The organism is Muricoccus radiodurans (assembly GCF_050154705.1).
Classification (GTDB): domain Bacteria; phylum Pseudomonadota; class Alphaproteobacteria; order Acetobacterales; family Acetobacteraceae; genus Roseomonas; species Roseomonas radiodurans.
Map to the genome: position 1 here is coordinate 5,550,264 of NZ_CP189561.1, position 21,018 is coordinate 5,571,281.

The 21,018-nt window shown below is 72.4% G+C and carries 20 protein-coding genes; 10 read left to right on the plus strand and 10 right to left on the minus strand.

Going from position 1 to position 21,018, the window contains the following annotated elements; translation table 11 throughout:
- The first annotated feature begins 102 nt into the window (after nt 1-102).
- From ACP6CK_RS25840 to ACP6CK_RS25850, 3 genes are all read left to right on the plus strand, one after another.
- Complete coding sequence (locus tag ACP6CK_RS25840) at nt 103-2,715, plus strand: penicillin-binding protein 1A (RefSeq protein ID WP_426956201.1); 2,613 nt, start codon at nt 103-105, stop codon at nt 2,713-2,715.
- A gap of 65 nt (nt 2,716-2,780) precedes the next feature.
- The gene (prfB, locus tag ACP6CK_RS25845; RefSeq protein WP_426956202.1) at nt 2,781-3,911 is read left to right on the plus strand and encodes a peptide chain release factor 2; all 1,131 of its coding nucleotides are present in this window, start codon (nt 2,781-2,783) and stop codon (nt 3,909-3,911) included.
- Nucleotides 3,908-4,504, plus strand: coding sequence for a DUF1643 domain-containing protein (locus tag ACP6CK_RS25850; protein ID WP_426956203.1), 597 nt, complete (start codon nt 3,908-3,910; stop codon nt 4,502-4,504). Before prfB ends, ACP6CK_RS25850 begins: the two co-directional genes overlap by 4 nt.
- Here the strand turns inward: ACP6CK_RS25850 and ACP6CK_RS25855 are convergent.
- Complete coding sequence (locus ACP6CK_RS25855) at nt 4,493-5,566, minus strand: hypothetical protein (RefSeq protein WP_426956204.1); 1,074 nt, start codon at nt 5,564-5,566, stop codon at nt 4,493-4,495. The genes ACP6CK_RS25850 and ACP6CK_RS25855 overlap by 12 nt on opposite strands.
- 145 nt (nt 5,567-5,711) lie before the next feature.
- Nucleotides 5,712-6,137 (minus strand): organic hydroperoxide resistance protein, encoded by a 426-nt coding sequence (locus ACP6CK_RS25860; RefSeq protein ID WP_426956205.1) that lies wholly within the window; start codon nt 6,135-6,137, stop codon nt 5,712-5,714.
- 116 nt (nt 6,138-6,253) lie between these two features.
- Here ACP6CK_RS25860 and ACP6CK_RS25865 point away from each other — a divergent pair, with 116 nt between their 5' ends.
- Entirely contained in the window at nt 6,254-6,721 is a 468-nt protein-coding gene (locus ACP6CK_RS25865; protein ID WP_426956206.1) for a MarR family winged helix-turn-helix transcriptional regulator, read from the plus strand.
- A gap of 21 nt (nt 6,722-6,742) precedes the next feature.
- Here ACP6CK_RS25865 and ACP6CK_RS25870 read toward each other — a convergent pair whose 3' ends face one another.
- From ACP6CK_RS25870 to ACP6CK_RS25895, 6 genes are all read right to left on the minus strand, one after another.
- Entirely contained in the window at nt 6,743-7,279 is a 537-nt protein-coding gene (locus ACP6CK_RS25870) for an N-acetyltransferase family protein (RefSeq protein ID WP_426956207.1), read from the minus strand.
- 71 nt (nt 7,280-7,350) lie between these two features.
- Nucleotides 7,351-8,169 (minus strand): SPFH domain-containing protein, encoded by an 819-nt coding sequence (locus ACP6CK_RS25875; protein WP_426956208.1) that lies wholly within the window; start codon nt 8,167-8,169, stop codon nt 7,351-7,353.
- 77 nt (nt 8,170-8,246) lie between these two features.
- Nucleotides 8,247-9,878 carry an AMP-binding protein gene (locus tag ACP6CK_RS25880; protein ID WP_426956209.1) on the minus strand — a complete coding sequence of 544 codons (1,632 nt, stop codon included), beginning with the start codon at nt 9,876-9,878 and terminating at the stop codon, nt 8,247-8,249.
- A complete protein-coding gene (locus ACP6CK_RS25885; RefSeq protein WP_426956210.1) occupies nt 9,878-10,681 on the minus strand; it encodes an enoyl-CoA hydratase in 804 nt (267 codons plus the stop codon). The genes ACP6CK_RS25880 and ACP6CK_RS25885 overlap by 1 nt, the downstream gene beginning before the upstream one ends.
- 119 nt (nt 10,682-10,800) lie before the next feature.
- A complete protein-coding gene (locus ACP6CK_RS25890; protein ID WP_426956211.1) occupies nt 10,801-12,528 on the minus strand; it encodes an MFS transporter in 1,728 nt (575 codons plus the stop codon).
- A 322-nt stretch (nt 12,529-12,850) separates the two neighbouring features.
- Nucleotides 12,851-13,657: a ferredoxin--NADP reductase gene (locus ACP6CK_RS25895; protein ID WP_426956212.1), complete on the minus strand. Its 807-nt coding sequence runs from the start codon at nt 13,655-13,657 to the stop codon at nt 12,851-12,853.
- 173 nt (nt 13,658-13,830) lie between these two features.
- On the opposite strand from ACP6CK_RS25895, the gene ACP6CK_RS25900 reads away from it, so the two are divergent.
- Nucleotides 13,831-14,550 (plus strand): GNAT family N-acetyltransferase, encoded by a 720-nt coding sequence (locus ACP6CK_RS25900; RefSeq protein ID WP_426956213.1) that lies wholly within the window; start codon nt 13,831-13,833, stop codon nt 14,548-14,550.
- A gap of 190 nt (nt 14,551-14,740) precedes the next feature.
- On the opposite strand, the gene ACP6CK_RS25905 is transcribed toward ACP6CK_RS25900, so the two are convergent.
- Nucleotides 14,741-15,535 carry an alpha/beta hydrolase gene (locus ACP6CK_RS25905; protein ID WP_426956214.1) on the minus strand — a complete coding sequence of 265 codons (795 nt, stop codon included), beginning with the start codon at nt 15,533-15,535 and terminating at the stop codon, nt 14,741-14,743.
- Between the two features lie 155 nt (nt 15,536-15,690).
- On the opposite strand from ACP6CK_RS25905, the gene ACP6CK_RS25910 reads away from it, so the two are divergent.
- The 4 genes from ACP6CK_RS25910 to ACP6CK_RS25925 all read left to right on the plus strand — a co-directional run bounded on the left by ACP6CK_RS25910 (nt 15,691) and on the right by ACP6CK_RS25925 (nt 19,567).
- Complete coding sequence (locus tag ACP6CK_RS25910; protein ID WP_426956215.1) at nt 15,691-16,881, plus strand: amidase; 1,191 nt, start codon at nt 15,691-15,693, stop codon at nt 16,879-16,881.
- An 80-nt stretch (nt 16,882-16,961) separates the two neighbouring features.
- Nucleotides 16,962-17,480 (plus strand): N-acetyltransferase family protein, encoded by a 519-nt coding sequence (locus ACP6CK_RS25915; RefSeq protein ID WP_426956216.1) that lies wholly within the window; start codon nt 16,962-16,964, stop codon nt 17,478-17,480.
- Between the two features lie 233 nt (nt 17,481-17,713).
- Complete coding sequence (locus ACP6CK_RS25920; protein ID WP_426956217.1) at nt 17,714-18,472, plus strand: haloacid dehalogenase type II; 759 nt, start codon at nt 17,714-17,716, stop codon at nt 18,470-18,472.
- 159 nt (nt 18,473-18,631) lie between these two features.
- Nucleotides 18,632-19,567, plus strand: coding sequence for a DUF6454 family protein (locus ACP6CK_RS25925; protein WP_426956218.1), 936 nt, complete (start codon nt 18,632-18,634; stop codon nt 19,565-19,567).
- Nucleotides 19,568-19,588: 21 nt separating this feature from the next.
- On the opposite strand, the gene ACP6CK_RS25930 is transcribed toward ACP6CK_RS25925, so the two are convergent.
- On the minus strand, nt 19,589-20,020 hold the full coding sequence (locus ACP6CK_RS25930; RefSeq protein ID WP_426956219.1) for a hypothetical protein: 432 nt from the start codon (nt 20,018-20,020) through the stop codon (nt 19,589-19,591).
- Between the two features lie 57 nt (nt 20,021-20,077).
- Here ACP6CK_RS25930 and ACP6CK_RS25935 point away from each other — a divergent pair, with 57 nt between their 5' ends.
- The gene (locus tag ACP6CK_RS25935) at nt 20,078-21,010 is read left to right on the plus strand and encodes an ArsR/SmtB family transcription factor (protein ID WP_426956220.1); all 933 of its coding nucleotides are present in this window, start codon (nt 20,078-20,080) and stop codon (nt 21,008-21,010) included.
- The last annotated feature ends 8 nt before the right edge of the window (nt 21,011-21,018 follow it).

The window sequence follows — 21,018 nt, forward strand, 5'->3', positions numbered from 1 at the left end:
CGCCGGATGGGCGGGGCGCCGGGCGCCCTGGCTGCCGCGCGTCGGGTCGTGTTTCGGCTGGACAAGTATGGGACGCCCGGCCGGGCGCCCCCGAGGGATAGAATGGCTCAACCACCTCTTCGCGCCGACCGCCCTCTGGTGGGCGAGCGCACCGCCCCCCGGGCGGCCGGCGTCGGCCGCGGCGCGCCCGACCCCGTGGACGAGCTGAACATCCCGAGCCCGCCGCCGGAGATCGCCCGCCCGCCGGTCCAGAAGAAGCGCCGCGGTCTCTGGCTGCGCCGCTTCGTCGGCTTCGTCTTCGCCGTCGGGCTGATCGGCGTGGTGGTGGGCGGCATCGCCGCTTACGGCCTCTGGCGCGCCGCGACGGCGGACCTGCCGGACCACAACTGGCTGGCCGACTACCAGCCGCCACAGATGTCCCGTATCTACGCGGCCGATTCCCGCCTGATGGCGGAGATGGCGCTGGAGCGCCGCGTCTTCGTCCCGATCGGCGCCATTCCCCGCCGGCTGCAGCAGGCCTTCGTCTCGGCCGAGGACCAGCGCTTCTGGGATCACCACGGCGTCGATCCGATCGGCATCCTGCGCGCCGCCATCACCAACCTGGAGCAGCTCGGATCCGGCCGTCGCGCCGGCGGCGCCTCCACCATCACCCAGCAGGTCGCCAAGAACATGCTGGTGGGCGCCGACCGCACCCTGATGCGGAAGGTGCGGGAGGCGATCCTCGCGACGCGGCTGGAGGCCGCGATGAGCAAGGAGCGCATCCTCGAGATCTATCTCAACGAGATCTTCCTCGGCGCTCAGGCCTATGGCGTGGCCGCCGCCGCGCAGAACTACTTCAACAAGGGCCTGGACGAGCTCTCGATCGCCGAGATGGCCTTCCTCGCCGCCCTGCCGAAGGCGCCGAACAACTACAACCCCGCCCGCTACCCCGAGGCCGCGAAGGCCCGCCGCGACTGGGTGCTGGACCGCATGGCCGAGGACGGGGTCATCACGCGGGAAGAGGCGGACGCCGGCAAGCGCGAGCTCATCCAGTTCCGCGGCCGCGCCCGCCCGGACATGGTCGCCCACGGCCAGTACTTCACGGAGGAGGTCCGCCGCGAGCTGACCCAGCGCTTCGGGCCGGAGCAGACCACCATGGGCGGCCTCGTGGTCCGCACCTCTATGGACCCGCGGCTGCAGTTGGTGGTGGAGCAGACGCTGCGCACGCACCTCATGAACTATGACCGCCGCCGCGGCGGCTGGCGCGGGCCGGTGGCGCGGATCTCCGCCGCCTCGGCCGAGTGGATGCCGGCGCTGGAGGGCGTGACGCGCGTGCCGGGGATGCTGCCGGACTGGCGCCTGGCCGTGGTGCTGGAGGTGCGGGACCGCGAGGCGCGGCTCGGCTGGGCCGAGCGCCCGGCGCCGCGCGCGCCCGCCCAGCCGCGGGAGGCGCGCCTCCACTTCGAGGACGTGTCCGGATGGGCTCGCCCGGTGCGGGACGGTCGCATGGGCGGCGCGCCCCGCCGGATGGCGGACGTGGTCGCGGTGGGCGACGTGGTGATGGTCGAGACCCAGCCCGCCTCTCGCGGCCGGCCGGAGCGGCTGGCCCTGCGCCAGATCCCCCAGGTGGAGGGCGCGATCGTCGCGCTCGACCCCTCCACGGGCCGCGTGCTCGCCATGTCCGGCGGCTTCAACTTCGAGCGGTCCTGGTTCAACCGCGCGACCCAGGCGATGCGGCAGCCCGGCTCCTCCTTCAAGCCCTTCGTCTACGTCACGGCGCTGGAGCAGGGCATCCCACCGAACCAGATGCTGCTGGACGGACCCTTCGAGCTGCAGACGGCCCAGGGCGTGTGGCGGCCGACGAATTACGGCGGCGGCGCCGGCCAGGGCATGGTTACCATGCGCCAAGCGATCGAGCGGTCGCTGAACCTCGTCACCGTCCGGCTGGCGCAGGAGGTCGGGATCGACAAGGTGGCCGACACCGCCCGGCGCTTCGGGGTGATGCCGAACATGCCGCACCTTCTCTCCATGGCGCTCGGCGCGGGAGAGACGACGGTGATGCGGATGGCCGCGGGCTATGCCGCCTTCGCCAACGGGGGCCGCGCCGTGGAGCCCACGGTGATCGACAGCGTGCAGGACCGCTTCGGCCGCGTGGTCTGGCGGTCCGAGGCGCGGCGCTGCGTCGGCTGCGACGCCGAGCCGACGGCCGGCCCGCCGCAGCTGAACGACACCCGCCGCGTGGCGGTGGACCCGATCGCCGCCTACCAGATGGTGTCCCTGCTGCAGGGCGTGGTCCAGCGCGGCACCGGCGTGCGGGCGGGGCAGGGGCTGAACCGCCCCGTGGCCGGCAAGACCGGCACCACGAACGACCAGTACGACAACTGGTTCGTCGGCTTCACCCCCGACATCGTCGTGGCGGTGTGGGTCGGCTTCGACGACCCGCATTCACTCGGAGAGGGAGAGACGGGCGGCGGCAACGCGGCCCCCATCTTCAACGAGGTGGTGGCCGCGGCCCTGGAGGGCAGCCCGCCCGTGCCGTTCCGGGCGCCGCCAGGGGTGGCGCTGGTGCGCATCCCCGCCGGTCGCGACACGATCCTGGAGGCCTTCCGCCCAGGCACCGAGACGGCGGCGCGGCCGCCCATGGCCGGCGGCTATGGAGGTGGCGGCGGTGGCGGCCGGAGCAGCGGGCCCGCCACGGCGGCGGCCGTGGACAGCGGCCTGGGCGGGCTCTACTAGGTCGGCCCCCTATTCCCTGACAGAGGTGCGGGCCGCGCCCGGCGCGGTCCGTTGAGACGGTCCCCATGCGTGCCGATGCCGAGGGCCTGAAGGCCCAGATCGCCGACAGCGTGGCGCTGCTGCGCCGCCACCTGGACTGGGACGCCGCCCTGGTGCGGCTCCAGGAGCTGAATGCCCGGGCCGAGGACCCGAGCCTGTGGAACGACGCCGCCGTCGCGCAGAAGCTGATGCGCGAGCGGACCCGGCTCTCGGGCCAGATCGACGGCGTCCGCAAGCTGGAGACGGACGTCGCGGACGCGCTGGAGTTGGTGGAGCTGGCCGAGGCCGAGGGCGACGCCGCCACGGCCGATGCCGCTGTCGCCGACCTGCACCGCCTGGCCGGGGAGGCCAAGCGGCGGGAGATCGAGAGCCTCCTGTCCGGCGAGGCGGACGCGAACGATGCCTATGTCGAGGTGAATGCCGGCGCCGGCGGCACCGACGCGCAGGACTGGGCGGAGATGATGCTCCGCATGTACACGCGCTGGGCCGAGGCGCATGGCTACAAGGTCACGATGACCGAGCGGAGCGACGGCGACGAGGCCGGCATCAAGTCCGCCACCATCCAGGTGTCCGGCGACAGCGCCTATGGCTGGCTGAAGACGGAGATGGGCGTCCACCGCCTCGTCCGCATCTCGCCCTTCGGGGGCAACGACAAGCGGCAGACGAGCTTCGCCTCGGTCTACGTGTACCCGGTGATCGACGACCGCATTCAGGTCGAGATCAACCCGGCCGACCTGAAGACCGACACCTTCCGCGCCTCCGGCGCCGGCGGGCAGCACGTGAACAAGACGGAATCCGGCGTGCGCTTCACGCACATCCCCACGGGGATCGTGGTGGCGTCCACGCAGGACCGGTCCCAGCACCGCAACCGCGCCATCGCGATGGATATGCTGCGCGCCCGCCTCTACGAGTTGGAGCTGCAGAAGCGCGAGGCGGTCTCGGCCGCCACCGAGGCCGGCAAGACCGACATCGGCTGGGGGCACCAGATCCGCTCTTACGTGTTGCAGCCCTATCAGATGGTGAAGGACCTCCGCACCGGGGTGGAGAAGGGCAATCCGGCCGCCGTGCTGGACGGGGAACTGGACGACTTCATGGCCGCGGCGCTGGCCAGCCGCGTCGGCGCCACGCGGTCGGAGGCGAGCGCGAGCGCGCGGTGAGGGGCAAGACCCCGGACCTCTTTCCCGCGGGACGTCCCCAGGATCTCCACGACCCCGGCGGCAAGGTCCGGCTGAAGATCACGCCGGATGTCGTCAGCCGCGCCGAGTTCAGCGCCGATGGCCGCTACCGCACCGTGCTGGAGCGCCGCTGGGATGGAAAGCCCTTCGGCAGTCCCGGCTTTTGCGCCTGGATCATGATGAACCCGAGCACGGCGGACGAGACGGTGGACGATCCCACCGTCCGCCGCGCCCGCGACTTCACGCGGCGGTGGGGCTTCTCCGCCATGGTCGTGCTGAACGCCTTCGCGCTGCGCGCCACACGGCCGGAGATGCTGTTGCAGGCCGAGGACCCCGTCGGGCCCGGCAATGACGCGGCCATCGCCGAATGGTCCGCCCGCGCCGACCGTGTCGTAGCCGCCTGGGGCCTGCCGCCGAAGCCCCTCCGCGGCCGCGGGGCGCAGGTCGCGGCGCTGCTGGCGACGGCGGGCGTGCGGGCGATGGCGCTGCGCGTCACCGCGGATGGCCAGCCCGGGCATCCTCTCTACATCGCGGGAGATACGATTCCCGTGCCCTGGCCGGACTCAGTCGGCTGAGGCGGTGGGCGCGCGGTTGGTGAAGCGGGCATTCCCGAGGCCGGTGCCGATGGTCAGCACCCCCCAGCGCTCCACGTCCTGCATGAAGGGCGTCTGGCTCAGCCCCTGAACCACCGCATCATTGTGCATGAGCACGACGCTCGGCTCCCCGTTGAGTTCCGGCACGGCGGCCCGGAGCGCGGTGGGCAGGTTGAAGCGGCTGCTCTCCCAGTTGCCCGGCAGGTTCTGTCCGCCGCGGTCGATGGAGCCGTCGGCCTCGATGATGCCGGGGCAGCCAATGCCGATGAAGGGCGCGAGTCGGTGCTTCTCGGACCGCGCGCGCGCGGCCAGCCCGCGCAGCATCTCCGCGAGCCGCTGCACCGCCTCGTCGCGCGTGGGGGTGTCGTCGCGGTGCCGCCACAGGTCCAGGCCGATGACTCGCGCGGCCGAGAGATCCTTCGCCTTCTTCAGGTTCAGCTCGACGATTCCCGCGCGGATGTTCGTGCCGCCGATGTCCACGGCCAGCAGGCTGTCATGGCCCGCGAAGATCCAGCTCGGCGCCAGATGGGCGGCGCCGATCAGCCCGGCCTCGTCCGGCTCGTGCGCGATGGGGCGCAGCTCCACGCCCTGGCCGTCCGCCTTCAGCAGGACGGAGGCGCGGCCGATGGCCAGCTTGCCGATGCGGCTGCCGCTCATCCCGCCGCCCACGGCGATGCGCTGCGTGTCCCTCCAGCCCTTCAGCTTCAGGAAGCGCCGGGTGACGGCGGCGAGTTCCTGCGAGAATTCCTCCAGCGCGGCCTGCACCAGCCCGGCCGCCTCCACGTCGCCCTCGGCCAGCACCTTGTCCAGGCGGCGCTTCGTCAGCTCCTCGGTCGGCGCGTCGCCCAGCGGGTCCTCGCCCGCGGCGCGCATCCGCTCCCGCCACTCGTCCAGGATGGCGCGGAAGGCGCGCTTGCTCGCGCGGTCGCCGATGAAACCGTCCTTGTCGCGCAGCTCGGCATTGTACGCATCGAGCGTGACGGAGCTGAGCTGCGACGCCCCGTGCTGCGCGATCGGCGGTGGCGCGGTGGTCTGTTCGGGCATGGGCTTCCCCTTGGGCGGGGGGTGAACGCCGCCGGTCGTGGCGACGTTTCGCGGGGACGGCGGCGACGGACGTGCCGGGAACGACGAAGGCCCCGCCCCGGAACCCGGGGCGGGGCCCTTCACCATGCCCGTGCGGGCGAAGGCGTTAGGCGACCGTCAGGCCGACATTCACGTTGTTCCGCGTGGCGTTGGAATAGGGGCAGACCTGGTGCGCCTTCTGGACCAGCGCCTCCGCCTGGGCACGCTCGATGCCGGGCAGGGAGACGGTCAAGTCGGCCGTGATGCCGAAGCCGCCCTCCGAGCGCGGGCCGATGCCGACCTTGGCGGTGACCGTCGCCTCGCCGGGCACCCGCACCTTCTCCTGGCCGGCGACGAACTTCAGCGCACCGAGAAAGCAGGCCGCGTAACCCGCCGCGAAGAGCTGCTCGGGGTTGTTGCCCTCTCCGCCAGCGCCGCCGAGCTCCTTCGGGGTGGTCAGCCGTACGTCCAGCGCGCCGTCCGCCGTCCGGGACCGGCCGTCGCGGCCCCCGGTCGCGGTCGCCTCGGTGGTGTACTTCACGTCCACGGACATCGTCGTCTCCTGTCTCGGCGGGCGCCCGGCCCGGTCGGTTCCGTCATTAGGCGGTGACCAATTATATAGTACACAATTTAATTGAAAGCAAGTGGCATCCTCGCTAGATTCCGGGGGTGCCCACCGATCCCGATCCGATGCCCCCGCCCTCCTGCCAACGGCTCGAGGACAATCTCTGCTTCGCCGTCTACGCCGCGAACCATGCCTTCACCGCGGCCTACAAGCCGCTGCTCGAACCGCTCGGCCTGACTTACCCGCAGTACCTTGTGCTGCTGATCCTCTGGGAGGCGGACGGCCGGACGGTGAAGGAGATCGGGGGACGGCTGAGCCTCGATTCCGGCACCCTCACGCCGCTGCTGAAGCGCATGGAGGCCGCGGGCCTGCTGCGGCGGGACCGCGACCCCGAGGATGAACGGCAGGTCCGCATCCGCCTGACCGAGCGGGGCCGCGCCCTGCAGGCACGGGCCGTCGAGGTTCGGGCTGCCATCGGCTGCGCGCTGGACGAGGCGGAGGAGGCCGTGACGGTCCTCCGCACCCGCCTGGCCGCGCTCACCGGGCGATTGCGAAAGGCGGCCGCGTCCTGACGCCGGCTGGCCCGGCGAGGGTCACGGCCGGCCGGGCGGCGCCGTGTCCCCGGGGCCGAGCGGCAGCACCATCAGCACCGTGTCCAGCCACTGCTCGTGCTTCCAGCCGATCGAGGGCAGGACGCCCACATGCCGGAAGCCGAGCGCCGCGTGCAGCCCGATGGAGGGCGCATTGGCGCTGTCCCCGATGACCGCGACCATGAGGCGGAAATCCGCCGCCTCGCAGCGCGCGATCAGGGCGGTAAGCAGCGCCCGCCCGATGCCGCCGCGCCCGGCCTCCGGGGAGACATAGACCGAGTTCTCTACCGCGTGCCGGTAGGCCGGCCGTGGCCGATAGGCCGAGACATAGGCGTAGCCGAGCACCGTCCCGTCAGCGTCCTCCGCGACGATGTAGGGATATCCGCCGGCGAGGATCGCGTCCCGTCGCCTCTCCATCTCCTCCTCGCCGGGCGGGGACAGCTCGAAGGAGGCGCGGCCGGTCTCGACCCAGTGGCCGTAGATGCGGGCGATGGCGGGGAGATCCCCGGGACGGCAGTCCCGGATCGCGATGGCGGTCATGCTTCCGTCATGCGGCGCGGCCGGGCCCGCGGCAAGACGATCAGGTCGGCAGCTTGTCTGCTCCCCCCCGCTCAGCGACGGCCGGGCTCGCGATCCTCCTCGCCGCCCGGCCCGCCGCGGCGGCCGAATTCGGGGATGATGCCGCGCCCGTCCCATCGGCGGATGCGCTCCACCTCCAGCGCGTAGGGGTTCATCGCGGAGAGCGCCGGCGAGGCGGAGACCGAGGCGGCCCGCGCGCGGCCGAGCTCCCGCTCCGCCACGACCTGACGGTAGCTCTCCCCGGGCTCGATGCCCGTCACGACGAACTCGGCGACGTCCACCCGCAGCAGCTCCCGCGCCCGGGCCCGCAGCGCCTCGGTCAGGGCCGTCTGCACCTCCGGCATGCGGTGGATGAGGTCGTCCATGGCATAACGCCCTACGACCGCCTGCACCGCGCCCGCCATGAGGGTCGCCACCGTCTCCCCCTGGTTGCGGATGTGGGCGACCCGCCAACGGATGTCGTCCTCGCGTCCCTCGCGCCAGTAGGCGGTGCCGAAGACGGTCAGGGAATGGCCCTCGGCGCTGACCGCGCCCATGCCGCGGGGCGGGGCGGCCCGGTCGGCCGCGATCAGGGCCATGTCGTAGACCACGCGGCTGTCCGTCCAGGGATTCACGTAACCGGTCTGGCCGGGGGCGATGACCCGCGTCACCTCTCCGGAATTGGTCAGCACCACCATCTGCGCGGCGCCTGGCCGCACCACCAGCAGGCGGTCGAGGATGACCGCGGCCAGGATGAGAAGGACCAGCCCCCCGACCACCAGTCCCATCCGCCGGCGGCGGCGCTGGGCCGGGGTCGGCCCGGACTCCTCCCGCTGCTCGGCCTCGGTTGCCAGTTCGGTCCCGTCGCGCATCGCCCTTCCGCCGCTCTCGCCCCTGGTGAGCGCGCGACAGACGGAATCGTTCCATCTGGCCCCGGCCCGCCGGTTGGCTAGACCATCCCTTCCCGGACCGCCTGGCGCAGCGGCACCTTCTGGAGCTTGCCCGTGGAGGTCTTGGGCACTTCCCGGAACAGGACCCGCTTGGGCGTCTTGAAGCCGGCCAGGCGTTCCCGGCAATGGGCGATCAGCGCCTCCTCCGTCGCCTCGGCGCCCGGCTTCAGCTCGACGAAGGCCCAGGGCACCTCGCCCCAGCGTTCGTCCGGGGCAGCGACGACGGCGGCCACGGCGACCGCCGGGTGCTTGTAGAGCGCGTCCTCCACCTCGATGCTGCTGATGTTCTCCCCGCCGGAGATGATGATGTCCTTCGCCCGGTCCTTCAGCTGGACATAGCCGTCCGGGTGCTTCACCCCCAGGTCGCCGGTGCGGAACCAGCCGCGGGCAAAGGCCTTCTCCGTCGCGGCCGGGTCCTTCAGATAGCCCTTCATCACCATGTTGCCGCGCATCACCACCTCTCCCAGGGTGGCCGCGTCGGCGGGGACGGGGACGTCCCCCTCCGCGAAGACGTCGAAATCCTCGAGCGTGACGTAGCGCACTCCCTGGCGCGCCATAAGGGCGGCGCGCTCCGGCGCGGGTTTCTCGCTGTCCTCCGGGTGCCACTCGTTCACCACGGCGGGACCGTAGCACTCGGTCAGGCCGTAGATGTGGCGCACCGTGACGCCCGCGGCATCGGCCGCGGCCAGCACCGCCTCCGGCGGCGCGGCACCGGCGGTGCCGAAGACGACGCCCGTGCCCATCACCCGCTCCGGCGCGTTCACCAGGGTCGAGAGCACGATCGGCGCGCCGCACATATGGGTCACGCCGTGCGCCGTGATCGCGTCCCACATCGCCCCGCCGCGCACGGCGCGCAGGCAGACATGGGTGCCGGCAAGGGCCGCGACCGTCCAGGGGAAGCACCAGCCGTTGCAGTGGAACATCGGCAGCGTCCACAGGTAGGTCGGCGCCGGCGGGATGCCGCAGGCCAGCACGTTGCCGATCGCGCCGAGATAGGCGCCGCGGTGGTGATACACCACGCCCTTCGGCCGCCCCGTGGTGCCGGAGGTATAGTTCAGCGCGATCGCGTCCCACTCGTCGGCCGGCGGGGACCAGGCGAAGGACGCATCGCCCTCCCCCAGGAAATCCTCGTAGGGCGTGCCGCCGATCGTGTGGGGGAAGGGGGCCTCGCTGTCATCGTATTCGATGACAAGCGGCTTCGTGGCGGAAAGGGAGAGTGCCTTCTCCAGCACCGGGACCAACTCCCGGTCCACGATGATCGCCCGCGCTTCCCCGTGGTCCAGGATGTAGCCGATCGTGTCGGCGTCCAGCCGGATGTTGATCGCGTTCAGCACGGCGCCCGACATCGGCACGCCCTGGTGGCACTCCAGCATCGCCGGCACGTTCGGCAGCAGCGCCGCCACCGTGTCGCCCCGCCCGATGCCGCGTCGAGACAGGGCGGAGGCCAGCCGCACGCAGCGGTCCCGGTGCTCCTTCCAGGTCCAGCGGCGGCTGCCGTGGATCACCGCGACCCGGTCCGGGAAGACCGCCGCCGCCCGCTCCACGAAGAGCAGCGGCGTCAGCGCGCGGTGGTTCGCCGGCGTGCGCGGCAGGGCGTCATAGGGGTTCACGGCGGTGGATGGCGCGTCCATCAGCGGTGCCTCCATTGCGGGGCGCGCTTCCCGAGGAAGGCGCCGATGCCCTCGGCCGCGTCCTCGGCCAGCAGGTTCTCGACCATCGTCGCGGCGGCGATCTCGTAGGCGTCCTCCAGCGGCAGGCCGTGCTGCGCGTGAAAGGCGCGCTTGCCCAGCGAGACGGCCAGCGCCGAGCGCGAGGCGATCCGCGCCGCCAGCGCCTGGACCTCGTCCGAGAGCCGATCCGCCGGCACCACGCGGTTCACCAGACCGATCCGCCGCGCCTCCTCGGCGTCCACGGCGTCGCCGGTCAGCAGCATCTCCATGGCGGACTTGCGCCCCACCGCGCGGGAGAGGGCCACGGCCGGCGTGGAGCAGAACAATCCGATGTCCACGCCGGGCGTCTGGAACCGCGCGGCCTCCGACGCCACCACCAGGTCGCAGGCGGCGACGAGCTGGCACCCCGCCGCCGTCGCCAGCCCCCCGACCGAGGCGATCACCGGCTGGGGCAGGGCAGGCATCGCCCGCATCACCCCGGCGCAGCGCCGCATCAGGTCGGTGAAGACGGCGCGGCCCCCGTCCGGCTGCCCGAAGGCGGCGGTGATCTCCTTCAGGTCGTGCCCGGCGCAGAAAACCGGCCCGGCCGCCGCGATGACGACGCAGCGCACCTCCGGGTCCCCGGCGATCTCCGCCAACGCGGCGGAGAGCGCGTCCAGCAGCGCCACGGAGAGCCCGTTCCGCGCCGCCGGCCGGTTGAGGGTGAGGGTGGCGACCCCCTCCGCATCCGCCCGCAGCAGCACGGGCGCGAGGGCCCCTTGCACGACGCCATCCGGCACGCGGAACCTCCCGGTCTTTCGGCCGATCTTGCCCCTGTTCCCTCAAAAGGGAAGGGGCGCCGGGGTTTCCCCCGACGCCCCTCCAGCCCGTCAGGCCCTGATGGTCAGGCCCGGTAGGATGCCGTGTTCACCGGCGCGTCCGGCGTTCCCTCGGCCGCGAAGATGTCGCGGTCCTTCGTCTCGGGGATGAAGATCGCGCCGATCACCACCGTCGCGGCCGCGATGACGATCGGGTACCAGAGGCCGTAGTAGATATCGCCGGTCTGCGCGATCATCGCGAGCGATGTCGCCGGCAGCAGCCCGCCGAACCAGCCATTGCCGATGTGGTAGGGCAGCGACATGGAGGTGTAGCGGATGCGCGTGGGGAAGAGCTCCACCAGCGCCGCGGCGATCGGCCCGTAGACCATGGTCACGTAGAGCACGAGCACGAAGAGCACGCCGATGATGACCGCCGGCTGCTCCCGGAAGATGTCGAAGGGGCCCGCCATCTTCACCACCGTCGGGTTCGACGCCGCCGGATATCCCGCCGCCGTCAGCCCGGCCGTGAGCTGCGCCGCGAAGGCCGGATCGGCCGCCCGGATCGGCGCGCCGCCCGCGATGCGGACCGCCGTATCCGAATCCGGCGCCCCGGCCGGCAACGCCTCCACCGAATGCACGACGGAGCGGCTGGACAGCGCGGCCTTCGCGATGTCGCAGGGCTGGGTGAAGCGCGCCGTGCCCACCGGGTTGAACTGGAAGGAGCAGTTCGCCGGGTTCGTCAGCACGACCACCGGGATGGTCTGCTGCGCCTGGTAGAGTGCCGGGTTCGCCTCTGCCGTCAGGAGCTTGAACAGCGGGAAATAGGTCAGCGCCGCCAGCAGGCAGCCGCCGAGGATGATCGGCTTGCGCCCGATCTTGTCGGACAGCCAGCCGAAGACCACGAAGAAGGGGCAGCCGAGCAGCAGCGACCATGCGATCAGCAGGTTCGTCGTCGGCCCGTCCACCTTCAGGATCGAGCCGAGGAAGAACAGCGCGTAGAACTGGCCGCTGTACCAGACCACCGCCTGGCCCATGGTCAGGCCGAGCAGCGCCAGCAGCGCCCACTTCGCGTTCCGCCACTGGCCGAAGGCCTCGGACAGCGGGGCCTTCGATCCCGTGCCCTCTTCCTTCATCTTCCGGAAGGCCGGGCTCTCGTTGAGCGTGGAGCGGATCCACACCGAGATGGCGAGCAGCACGATCGAGACGAGGAAGGGGATGCGCCAGCCCCAGGCCGCGAACTCCGCCTCCCCGGTGTAGGACCGCACGCCGAGGATCACGAGCAGCGACAGGAAGAGGCCCGCCGTCGCGGTGATCTGGATGAAGGAGGTGTAGAAGCCGCGGCGCCCGTTGGGCGCGTGCTCCGCCACATAGGTCGCGGCGCCGCCATACTCGCCGCCCAGCGCCAGGCCCTGGAGGCAGCGCAAGAGGATGAGCAGGATCGGGGCGAGGATGCCGATGCTCTCCGACCCCGGCAGCAGGCCGACGATGAAGGTGGAGGCGCCCATGATCACGATGGTGACGAGGAAGGTGTATTTCCGCCCCACCAGGTCGCCGATCCGCCCGAACACCAGCGCGCCGAAGGGCCGCACGAGGAAGCCGGCCGCGAAGGTCAGCAGCGCGAAGATGTTGCGCGTGCCCTCGGGATACTGGCTGAAGAAGTGGGCGCCGATCAGCCCCGCGAGGCTGCCGTAGAGGTAGAAGTCGTACCACTCGAAGACGGTGCCGAGGGAGGAACCGAGGATGACCTTCCTCTCCTCTCGCGTCATCGGCTGGTTTCGCGCGGCCGGGACGGCCGACGGATAGGCGGTGCTCATTCTCTTGGGTCCTACATCCCCCCCGGGGCGCGGCGCTTCCCGGACCTAGGTTGCCACCCGGACGGCCGGCCGGAGCCAGCGCGCGAGGCGGGGCAAGCCGCCGCGCAGACTCGCCAAGGTCACGCTAGACCGGCGCCGCGCGCGACAGGAAGGCCCGGTTGCGGACCCACTGAACATTTCGTCATCATTTACAAGACTGTGTCTCGCCGGACGCAGCGTGTCCTTCGGGCCATAGTCTGTGCCGCGTCACGGAACGCTCCAGGCGGGCGGAGAGCCCGCCTGACCGGCGCGGTTCGCGGCCCGCGCGACCGGCGGGGCGCCGTTACTTCTCGACGAAAGCCTTCTCGAGCACGTACTCGCCGGGGGCGTGGTTCGAGCCCTCGGTGAAGCCGCGCCCTTCCAGCAGCGTCTTCATATCGGCGTTGAACGCCTCCGACCCGCAGAGCATCACCCGGTCCTCGGCCGGGGACAGGGCCGGCAGGCCGAGCTCGTCGGTCAGCCGGTTGCTCTCGATCAGCGCCGGGGCACGCCCCTGCCGGACGAAGGGCTGGCGCGTGACGCTGGGCAGGTAGACCAGCTTGCCCGCCACCAGCTCACCCAGCACCTCGTGCTCCGGCAGGCCCTCGATCATGTCGCGGAAGGCGAGTTCCGCCACGTCCCGCACGGTGTGCTGGATCACCACCCGCTCGAAGCGGTCATAGGCCTCCGGCTCCCGCATGAGGGACAGGAAGGGGGCCAGCCCGGTGCCTGTGCAGAACAGCCAGAGGGTGCGGCCCGGCCGCAGGTTGTCCAGCAGAAGCGTGCCCACCGGCTTGCGCCCGATCAGCACCTGGTCGCCGGGCACGATGTTCTGCAGCCGCGAGGTCAGCGGCCCGTCCGGCACCTTGATCGAGAGGAACTCCAGCTCCTCCTGCCAGGGCGCGGAGCCCATGGAATAGGCCCGCAGCAGCGGCTTCCCGTCCACCATCAGGCCGATCATCGCGAACTGCCCCGCGGCAAAGCGGAAGGCCGGGTCGCGCGTGCAGCGGAAGGAGAAGAGCCGGTCCGTCCAGTGCCGGACATCCAGCACGGTCTCGGAGAAGAAGGCGGCGCTCGGGGCGCGGGCGGCGGGGGCGGCGGTCGCGGACATGCCGCCCCTATGGGGGTGCTGACGGCCTTGTGCAATGCGGAACGCGCCTGCGGGAAAGCTTTCGCCCGCCACGGCGCGGTGGGAGGTCCGGCCGCTCCCGGGCCGGCCCCCGGATGGCAGGTTCTTCCCACCCCCGCTTGAGCCGTCCGCCCGCGACCGGCAGCATCCGCCGCATGAGCACGACCGCCGCCTCGCCCCCCGTCGGACCGGAGGTGGACCCCACCCCCCGCCCGCTCCCCGCCCGCATCCCGCATCGCGGCCGCGCCGTGGACCTGGAGCCGCTGCACGTCCGGCACGCCACCGAGCTCTTCCAGGCCGCCCAGGCGCCCGGCGCCGAGCCCGGCTGGACCTATCTGGGCTACGGCCCCTTCGCGGACGAGGCCGCGATGCGCCGCCACGTCGCCGCCTTCGCCGCCCAGCACGATCCGATGGCCTTCGCCGTGCGCCAGCACCGGACCGGCACGGTGGATGGCTGGCTCACCCTGATGGAGATCCACCCCGCCGATTCCGACATCGAGATCGGCCACATCTGGTTCTCCCCCCGCCTCCAGCGCACCCGCGCCGCCACCGAGGCGATCTTTCTCCTGATGCGCCATGCCATGGACGACCTCGGCTACCGGCGGCTCACCTGGAAGTGCCACGCGATGAACGCGCCCTCCCGCGCCGCCGCGCACCGGCTGGGCTTCCGCTACGAGGGCACGCTCCGCGCCGTGAAGGTCATCAAGGGCCGCCTGCGCGACACGGCCTGGTTCTCCATCCTCGAGGATGAGTGGCCCGCCCGCCGCGCGGCCATCTCGGCCTGGCTGGATGACGCGAACTGGGACGCGCAGGGGCGTCCCCGCGCGTCGCTCACCCGCATGACGGACGCGCCGCTGCCCTGGGTCACGGAGTGAGGCGCGGGCGGCCTCCGGGAGGCGCTGCCTCCCGGACCCTCCGCCGGGGAGCCTGAGGCCCCCCGGCCCCCCGCATCCAAGGGGCTGGCTGACACGGGCGTTGCGATATGGCCGGAAGGTTGGGAAGCGCGCCGGGCGCGCGTTCAGTTCTCACCGCGGGCGGAGCGCCCTCCCCGGGATCACCCGCGCTTCAGCGCGTCATCGCCAGCAGCGCTTGCGGATAGTCGGTGCTCCACACGGCTTCCACGACGCCGTTGTGGGTCGCGCCCGGCACCGCGGTGAATCGTGCTGGCACGCCGCGCGCGGCCAGCGCCGCCACGTAGCCGGCCGCCTGCGAGGGGGCCGTGTTCGTGTCCGCCGACCCGGTATAGGCCACGACGCGCGCCGTTACGGGCACCCGCGCCGCCACGCTGTGCGGGCTGACGCTGCGCAGCCACGGCGTGCGGCCGGTGCGCCATTCCGCCAGGTTGCAGGGGCAGGCGAGCAGCACCGCGCCGTCGAAGGTGCCGGGATGCAGGGCGAGGATGTCGGCCGCCATCGCTGCGCCGCCGGAGTGACCGATCGCGACCACCCGGCGCGCGCCGGTCCGCTGCCGCAGCCCCGCCACCGCCTCGGCCACCAGCGCGACATTGGCCGCGGTGTAGTGGTCGGAGCGGTTGTTCAGCTCCCCCGCGCTCGTGCGTCCCTCCCCGTCGTCGTAGCCGGGGCGGATCAGGGCGAACGCGGTCGCCCCGGGCACCGTCTCCGCCACCCGGCGCGCGAACGCGCGGTGATAGGTCGCCGGCCCGCCGGAGGAGACGTCGCCGTGCAGGACGACGAACAGCACCTCGGCCCGCTCCGGCCCGTAACTCTGCATCGCGAGGCATCCGCCGGCGGCACGCGCCCAGTGTGCGGTGTCCGACGCGCAGGACGCCCCGCCCCCGGCCGTGTCGCCCCCCGCGCAGGCCGTGGAGAGAAGAGCGAGGAGGAGGGCGAGACGCCGCATGATGCGTTCCGAATAAAGGGCCGCCTGAGCCTAGGCCGCGCTGGGACCCGGCGGAATGGCCCGAGCCCGCCTGTCGCGTTGCGGCCCGGGAGGGCGCCGATGGACAGCACCCCTTCCGTGCCGCAGCATCTCCCATCCCAAAGGGATGGAGCGGGATGACGGATAGCGAGCGGGATGGCGGCTTCATGCCCGGGGCGCGCGCCGCCCTGGAGGGCGCGGCCGAGGGGCCGCTGGCCGGCCTGACCTTCGCGGTGAAGGACCTGTACGACGTCGCCGGCCATGTCACCGGCTACGGCAACCCGGACTGGGCCCGCACCCACGCGCCCGCCGTCGCCACCGCCCCGGTGGTTCTGACCGTGCTCGAGGCCGGGGCGCGCCTCCTCGGCAAGACGAAGACCGTGGAGCTGGCCTACGGACTGACGGGGGAGAATGTCTGGTACGGCACGCCGCTGAACCCCGCGGCGCCGGACCGCTTCCCCGGCGGCTCCTCCTGCGGCTCCGTGCATGTCGTCGCGGCGGGGCAGGCGGACTTCGCCTTCGGCTCCGACACCGGCGGCTCGGTCCGCATCCCCGCTTCCTATTGCGGCGTCTTCGGCATCCGGCCGACATGGGGCGCGGTGCCGCTCACCGGCGCGCGCGGTCTCGGCCCCTCCTTCGACACGGCGGGCTGGTTCGCCGCCCGCGCCTCGGTCCTGCGGCGGGTGGGGGAGGCGGTGCTGCCGGAGGGCGGCGACGCGAGGCTGGGTCCGGCCCTGCGGGTACAGGAAGCCTGGGTGAACGCGCACCCCACCGTCGCGCGGGCGCTTCAGCCGGCCCTCAACGCGGTCGAGGCGCTGCAGGGCTCCATCCAGACCACCGCCGTGGCGCCCGAGGGCCTGCCGACCATCTACGAGCACTTCCGCTGCATGCAGGCGGAGGAGGCCTGGGCCACTCTCGGGGACTGGGTGACGGGCACCAAGCCGAATTTCGGCCCCGGGGTGGGGGAGCGCTTCGCCGCCGCCCGCGACCTGGACCCGGCGAAGGCCGCGGCCGGCCGCGCCTTCCGCCGCCGCTTCCAGGGGCGGATGGCCGGGCTGCTCGGCGGCGGCGCCGTGCTCGTCTACCCGACCTCTCCCATCCCCGCGCCCCTCCTCACCGTCACCCAGGAGGACCAGCAGGGCATCCGGGAGCGCACCCTCGGCGTGACGGCGATCGCCGGCCTCGGCGGGCTGTGCGAGGTGACGATCCCCGCGGGGAAGGTGGACGGCCTGCCGGTCGGCCTCTCCCTCACTGCCCAGGCGGGCCGGGACCGCGCGGTGCTGGCATTGGCCGAGAAGCTGGCCGAGCGCCTGGGGCTGCCGGTCTGAGCGCGCCCGGTCTGAGCGCGCCCACTCCGGCGGGCGTCCCGCTTCCCCTCGCGCCCGTCCCGCTCTAGGCATCGCCCGCCATGCCGATCCGCGACGCCCGCCCCGACGACGCTCCCGCCATCGCCGCGATCTACGCGCACCACGTGCTGCACGGCACCGGCACCTTCGAGGAGGAGCCGCCCGGCGCCGCGGAGGTGGCCGCCCGCATCGCGAAGGTGACCGGCGCCGGCCATGCCTGGCTCGTCGCGGAGGAGGAGGGCGAGATCCTCGGCTACGCCTATTACGCGCCCTATCATCTCCGCTCCGCCTACCGCTTCACCGCGGAGGATTCGATCTACGTGCGAGAGGACGTGCGGGGGCAGGGCGTCGGCAAGGCGCTGGTGGCGGAGCTGCTGGCCCGGGCCGAGGCGGCGGGGTTCCGCCAGATGCTCGCGGTGATCGGGGATTCGGAGAATATCGGCTCGATCGGCCTGCACCTCTCCCTCGGCTTCCGGCAGGTCGGCGTGCTGCGCGCGGCCGGGCTGAAGTTCGGCCGCTGGGTCGACGTGGTGACGATGCAGAAGGCGCTGGGCGAGGGGGACCGGTCGATCCCGGCCTGATCCCGTCCGGGCCGGAGACGCGTGCCCCGGCCGAACGGTGCTTCAGCCCAACCTGCGCGATGCGCTGGCCGCCGGGCCGGGCTGCAGGCCGTCTCTAGGTCCGCATTCGGGTCTGAGGTCTGTTCAGCGCCGGAGCGGCGGCCCGCCTCCATCGGCGACAGGCGGGAGAAGGACGCGACGTCAAGCTGCCTCCAGGCCGAGGGGGGAATGCGGTCCCCGGTGAGCGGGTTGGCATGGCTCAGCAAAGGGTGACACGGTCGGCCGCCTTGCAGCGCTTCATCATGCCCGGACCGGACGCCATGACCTTCGTGCTCGAGCCCGCACCGAAAGTGATCACCTTCGACTGCTACGGCACGCTCGTGCAGTGGTACGAGGTCCTGCTTCATGAGATCGGGTTGATGCTCAACGAGCAGGGGCGGGATGCTGCCGAGGCGGGCGCGCTCCTCGACACCTTCTCGCGGCATTCGCGACGCCTGGAGGCGGAGCGACCCCACCGGCTCTACAAGGATATCCTGCGCGCCGGATTTCGCGCCGCCCTGCTGGAGCACGGCTTCGCACCGAGCGAGAGCATGGTGGAGCGGTTCGCGGCCGCGATCCCGACGATGGGGCCGCATCCCGAGGTGCCGGATGCGCTGCGGCGGCTGCGCGAGCGCTACAAGCTCGCGATCTTCACGAACTCGGACGAGGATCTCATCGTCCACAACGTGGCGCGCATCGGCGTCCCGTTCGACTTCGTCGTCACCGCTGAACGGGCGCAGGCCTACAAGCCGTCCCGGCAGATCTTCGAGTACGCCTACCGCACGATGGGCGTGACGAAGGACGAGACGGTGCACGTCGCGATGGGCATGTTTCTGGATATGAAGGCGTGCCATGAACTCGGCGTGCGCGGCATCTGGGTGAACCGGTTGGGGCAGGCCGGAAACCCGGACTGGCTTCCCTATGCGGACGTCGCAAACCTGGACGAGGCCGTGACGCTCCTGATGCCGTCGTGAAGCGGGACTTCCTCGGATCGATAGGCGCCGGACCCGTCCCTCGGCCCGTTCGGCCGGACAGGCCATCACGGCCGCTCTGCCACCGTCAGGCGGCCGGCACGCGGACGCTGACATCGCCTCACACGCGATGATAGCCTCCCGGTCATGAGGAAACGCCTGATGGCCGCGCTCCTGGCCGCCCCGCTCGCGGCCGCGGCCGCCGTTCCCGCCCTGGCGCAGGACAGCGTCCCGGACCGGCTCCGCACCCTCTCGCGCGGCCTGACCTGGACGCCGGTCTCGGTCGTGACGCTGCAATTCCCGACGCACCACCCGCAGGGCATGGTGCGCATCGGCGACCGCTTCTACATCTCGTCCGTCGAGATCCTCGAGCGCACGCAGCGCCATGACCCCCCGCGCGACGGGATGGACCGAAGCGCCGGCCGCGGCCGGGGCCACCTGTTCGAGGTGGATGCCGAGGGCCGGCTGCTCCGCGACCTCGTGCTGGGGGAGGGCGATTCCTACCATCCGGGCGGGCTGGACTATGACGGCCGGCACCTCTGGGTTCCGGCCGCGGAGTACCGCCCGAACAGCCGCTCCATCATCTACCGCGTGGACCCGACGAACATGCGGGCCGAGGAGGTCTTTCGCTTCGGCGACCACATCGGCGGGCTGGTGATGGACCGCGCGTCCAACACCCTGCACGGCGTCTCCTGGGGCTCGCGCCGCTTCTACGCCTGGCCGGTCGGGCCGGACGGGAAGCCGGCCAATGCGGAGGTGCGGCCCGAGGCGCTGCGCCGCGCCAATCCGTCCCACTACATCGACTACCAGGACTGCCACTCGGCCGGGGCGGGGCTGGCCCTCTGTTCCGGGCTGAACGCCTATCGCCCGCAAGGACCCAATGGCCCGGTCTTCGCGCTCGGCGGGGTGGAGCTGGTGGACCTGGCCCGCGGCGCGCCGGTCTTCCAGCTTCCGGTGGAGCTCTGGACGGAGTCCGGCCTGCCGATGACGCAGAACCCCTTCTTCGTCGTGCCCCAGGGCGACCGCGGCCTGCGCTTCTGGTTCGCGCCCGAGGACGAGCGTACCCGCATCTACGCCTACGACGTCCAGCCCCGTTAGGGCCGGGTCGGAGAGGGCGCCTCAGGGCTCGTCCGGCGGGAACTTCTCGACCACCGGCGGCGGGGGAGGCGGCCCGACCTCCAGGCGGAAGCGGCTCGGGATCACCGGGTCCTCCCGCAGGATCGTGGCCAGGGCGTCGCGCGCCGCCGGATCGGGCAGCAGCGCCACCACCCGGTCGAACCAGGGGCAGCTTCGCGTCATCCGCCCGAGGAAAAGCCGGTCCAGCGCCTGCGCCACCGGCGACCGCATGGCCCCCGCACAGCAGGCGCATCCCACCGCGTGCGCGGAGGCGAGGGAGGCGAGGCTGGCCCCGGTCGAGGCGCCTTCCGGCACCAGGGTTTCGACCCCCTCCGACAACACGGCGGCGCTCGGCCGGGCGGCGAGGCTGGCCGCCAGCGCCGCGCGATCCGTGACCACCTCGACCGGCACGCGGCCGTCGGCAAACACCGCCATGGCACCCTCCGAACTATGATCTAGACATAAAGATATCGTTATGTCATGCAAGGGGTCATGGACGAGACCCTGGCCCAGCTTCGCGCCGCCGCCGAGCCGACCCGGCTCCGGCTGCTCGCGCTCTGTGCCCGCGGCGCGCTGAACGTGACCGACCTCTGCGCGATCCTAGGCCAGTCGCAGCCCCGCCTGTCGCGCCACCTGAAATTGCTGGTAGAGGCGGGGCTGCTCGACCGGCATCCGGAGGGGGCGCATGTCTACTTCTCCCTCGCGCCCCGGGCCGACCTTGCCCGGGCGGTCCTCGCCCGGCTGCCGGAGGACGACACGCTGCTGGCCGCCGACCGCCGCCTCGCGGCCCGGCTGAACGCGGAGCGGGTGCGCGCGGCCTCCGACGCCTTCCGGTCCGCCGGCGCCGATTGGGACGAGATGCGCGCCCTCGGCCTGCCGGCCGCTGCCATCGAGGCGGCGGTGCTGGCGGCGCTGCCCGCCCACATCGGGCGCCTGCTCGACATCGGGGCCGGCACCGGGCAACTCCTGGAACTCGTCGCGGACCGCTGCGACGCGGCGCTGGGCGTGGATGCCAGCCGCGACATGCTCACCCTCGCGCGCGGGCGGCTGGCGGAGCGCGGTCTGGCGCCGCGCTGCGCCGTGCGGCAGGCCGACATGTATCGCCTGCCCTTCCCGGACGCGTCCTTCGACGCCGTGACCCTCCAGATGGTGCTGCACTACGCCGAGGACCCTGCCGCCGCCCTCACCGAGGCCGCCCGCGTCCTGACGCCGGATGGGACCCTGCTGGTGGCGGACCTCTCCCCCCATGCCCGCGCCGACCTGATCGACCGCGGCGCCCATCGCTGGCCCGGCTTCGACGACGCGGCCATCGCCGGCTGGCTCGGCGATGCCGGCTGTGCCCTGCGCGCGGCCACCGAAGTCCCCGGCCCCCTGAACGTCCGCCTGTGGTCCGCCCAGCGCGCCACCGCCGCCCAGCCTGCTTGAGAGAGCGC

Bases quoted from the DNA above. Each gene is read 5' to 3' on its own strand.
- ACP6CK_RS25840 (WP_426956201.1), top strand. From the start codon at position 103: ATGGCTCAACCACCTCTTCGCGCCGACCGCCCTCTGGTGGGCGAGCGC.
- prfB (WP_426956202.1), top strand. From the start codon at position 2,781: ATGCGTGCCGATGCCGAGGGCCTGAAGGCCCAGATCGCCGACAGCGTG.
- ACP6CK_RS25855 (WP_426956204.1), bottom strand. From the start codon at position 5,566: ATGCCCGAACAGACCACCGCGCCACCGCCGATCGCGCAGCACGGGGCG.
- ACP6CK_RS25860 (WP_426956205.1), bottom strand. From the start codon at position 6,137: ATGTCCGTGGACGTGAAGTACACCACCGAGGCGACCGCGACCGGGGGC.
- ACP6CK_RS25870 (WP_426956207.1), bottom strand. From the start codon at position 7,279: ATGACCGCCATCGCGATCCGGGACTGCCGTCCCGGGGATCTCCCCGCC.
- ACP6CK_RS25875 (WP_426956208.1), bottom strand. From the start codon at position 8,169: ATGCGCGACGGGACCGAACTGGCAACCGAGGCCGAGCAGCGGGAGGAG.
- ACP6CK_RS25880 (WP_426956209.1), bottom strand. From the start codon at position 9,878: ATGGACGCGCCATCCACCGCCGTGAACCCCTATGACGCCCTGCCGCGC.
- ACP6CK_RS25890 (WP_426956211.1), bottom strand. From the start codon at position 12,528: ATGAGCACCGCCTATCCGTCGGCCGTCCCGGCCGCGCGAAACCAGCCG.
- ACP6CK_RS25895 (WP_426956212.1), bottom strand. From the start codon at position 13,657: ATGTCCGCGACCGCCGCCCCCGCCGCCCGCGCCCCGAGCGCCGCCTTC.
- ACP6CK_RS25900 (WP_426956213.1), top strand. From the start codon at position 13,831: ATGAGCACGACCGCCGCCTCGCCCCCCGTCGGACCGGAGGTGGACCCC.
- ACP6CK_RS25905 (WP_426956214.1), bottom strand. From the start codon at position 15,535: ATGCGGCGTCTCGCCCTCCTCCTCGCTCTTCTCTCCACGGCCTGCGCG.
- ACP6CK_RS25910 (WP_426956215.1), top strand. From the start codon at position 15,691: ATGACGGATAGCGAGCGGGATGGCGGCTTCATGCCCGGGGCGCGCGCC.
- ACP6CK_RS25915 (WP_426956216.1), top strand. From the start codon at position 16,962: ATGCCGATCCGCGACGCCCGCCCCGACGACGCTCCCGCCATCGCCGCG.
- ACP6CK_RS25920 (WP_426956217.1), top strand. From the start codon at position 17,714: ATGGCTCAGCAAAGGGTGACACGGTCGGCCGCCTTGCAGCGCTTCATC.
- ACP6CK_RS25925 (WP_426956218.1), top strand. From the start codon at position 18,632: ATGGCCGCGCTCCTGGCCGCCCCGCTCGCGGCCGCGGCCGCCGTTCCC.
- ACP6CK_RS25930 (WP_426956219.1), bottom strand. From the start codon at position 20,020: ATGGCGGTGTTTGCCGACGGCCGCGTGCCGGTCGAGGTGGTCACGGAT.
- ACP6CK_RS25935 (WP_426956220.1), top strand. From the start codon at position 20,078: ATGGACGAGACCCTGGCCCAGCTTCGCGCCGCCGCCGAGCCGACCCGG.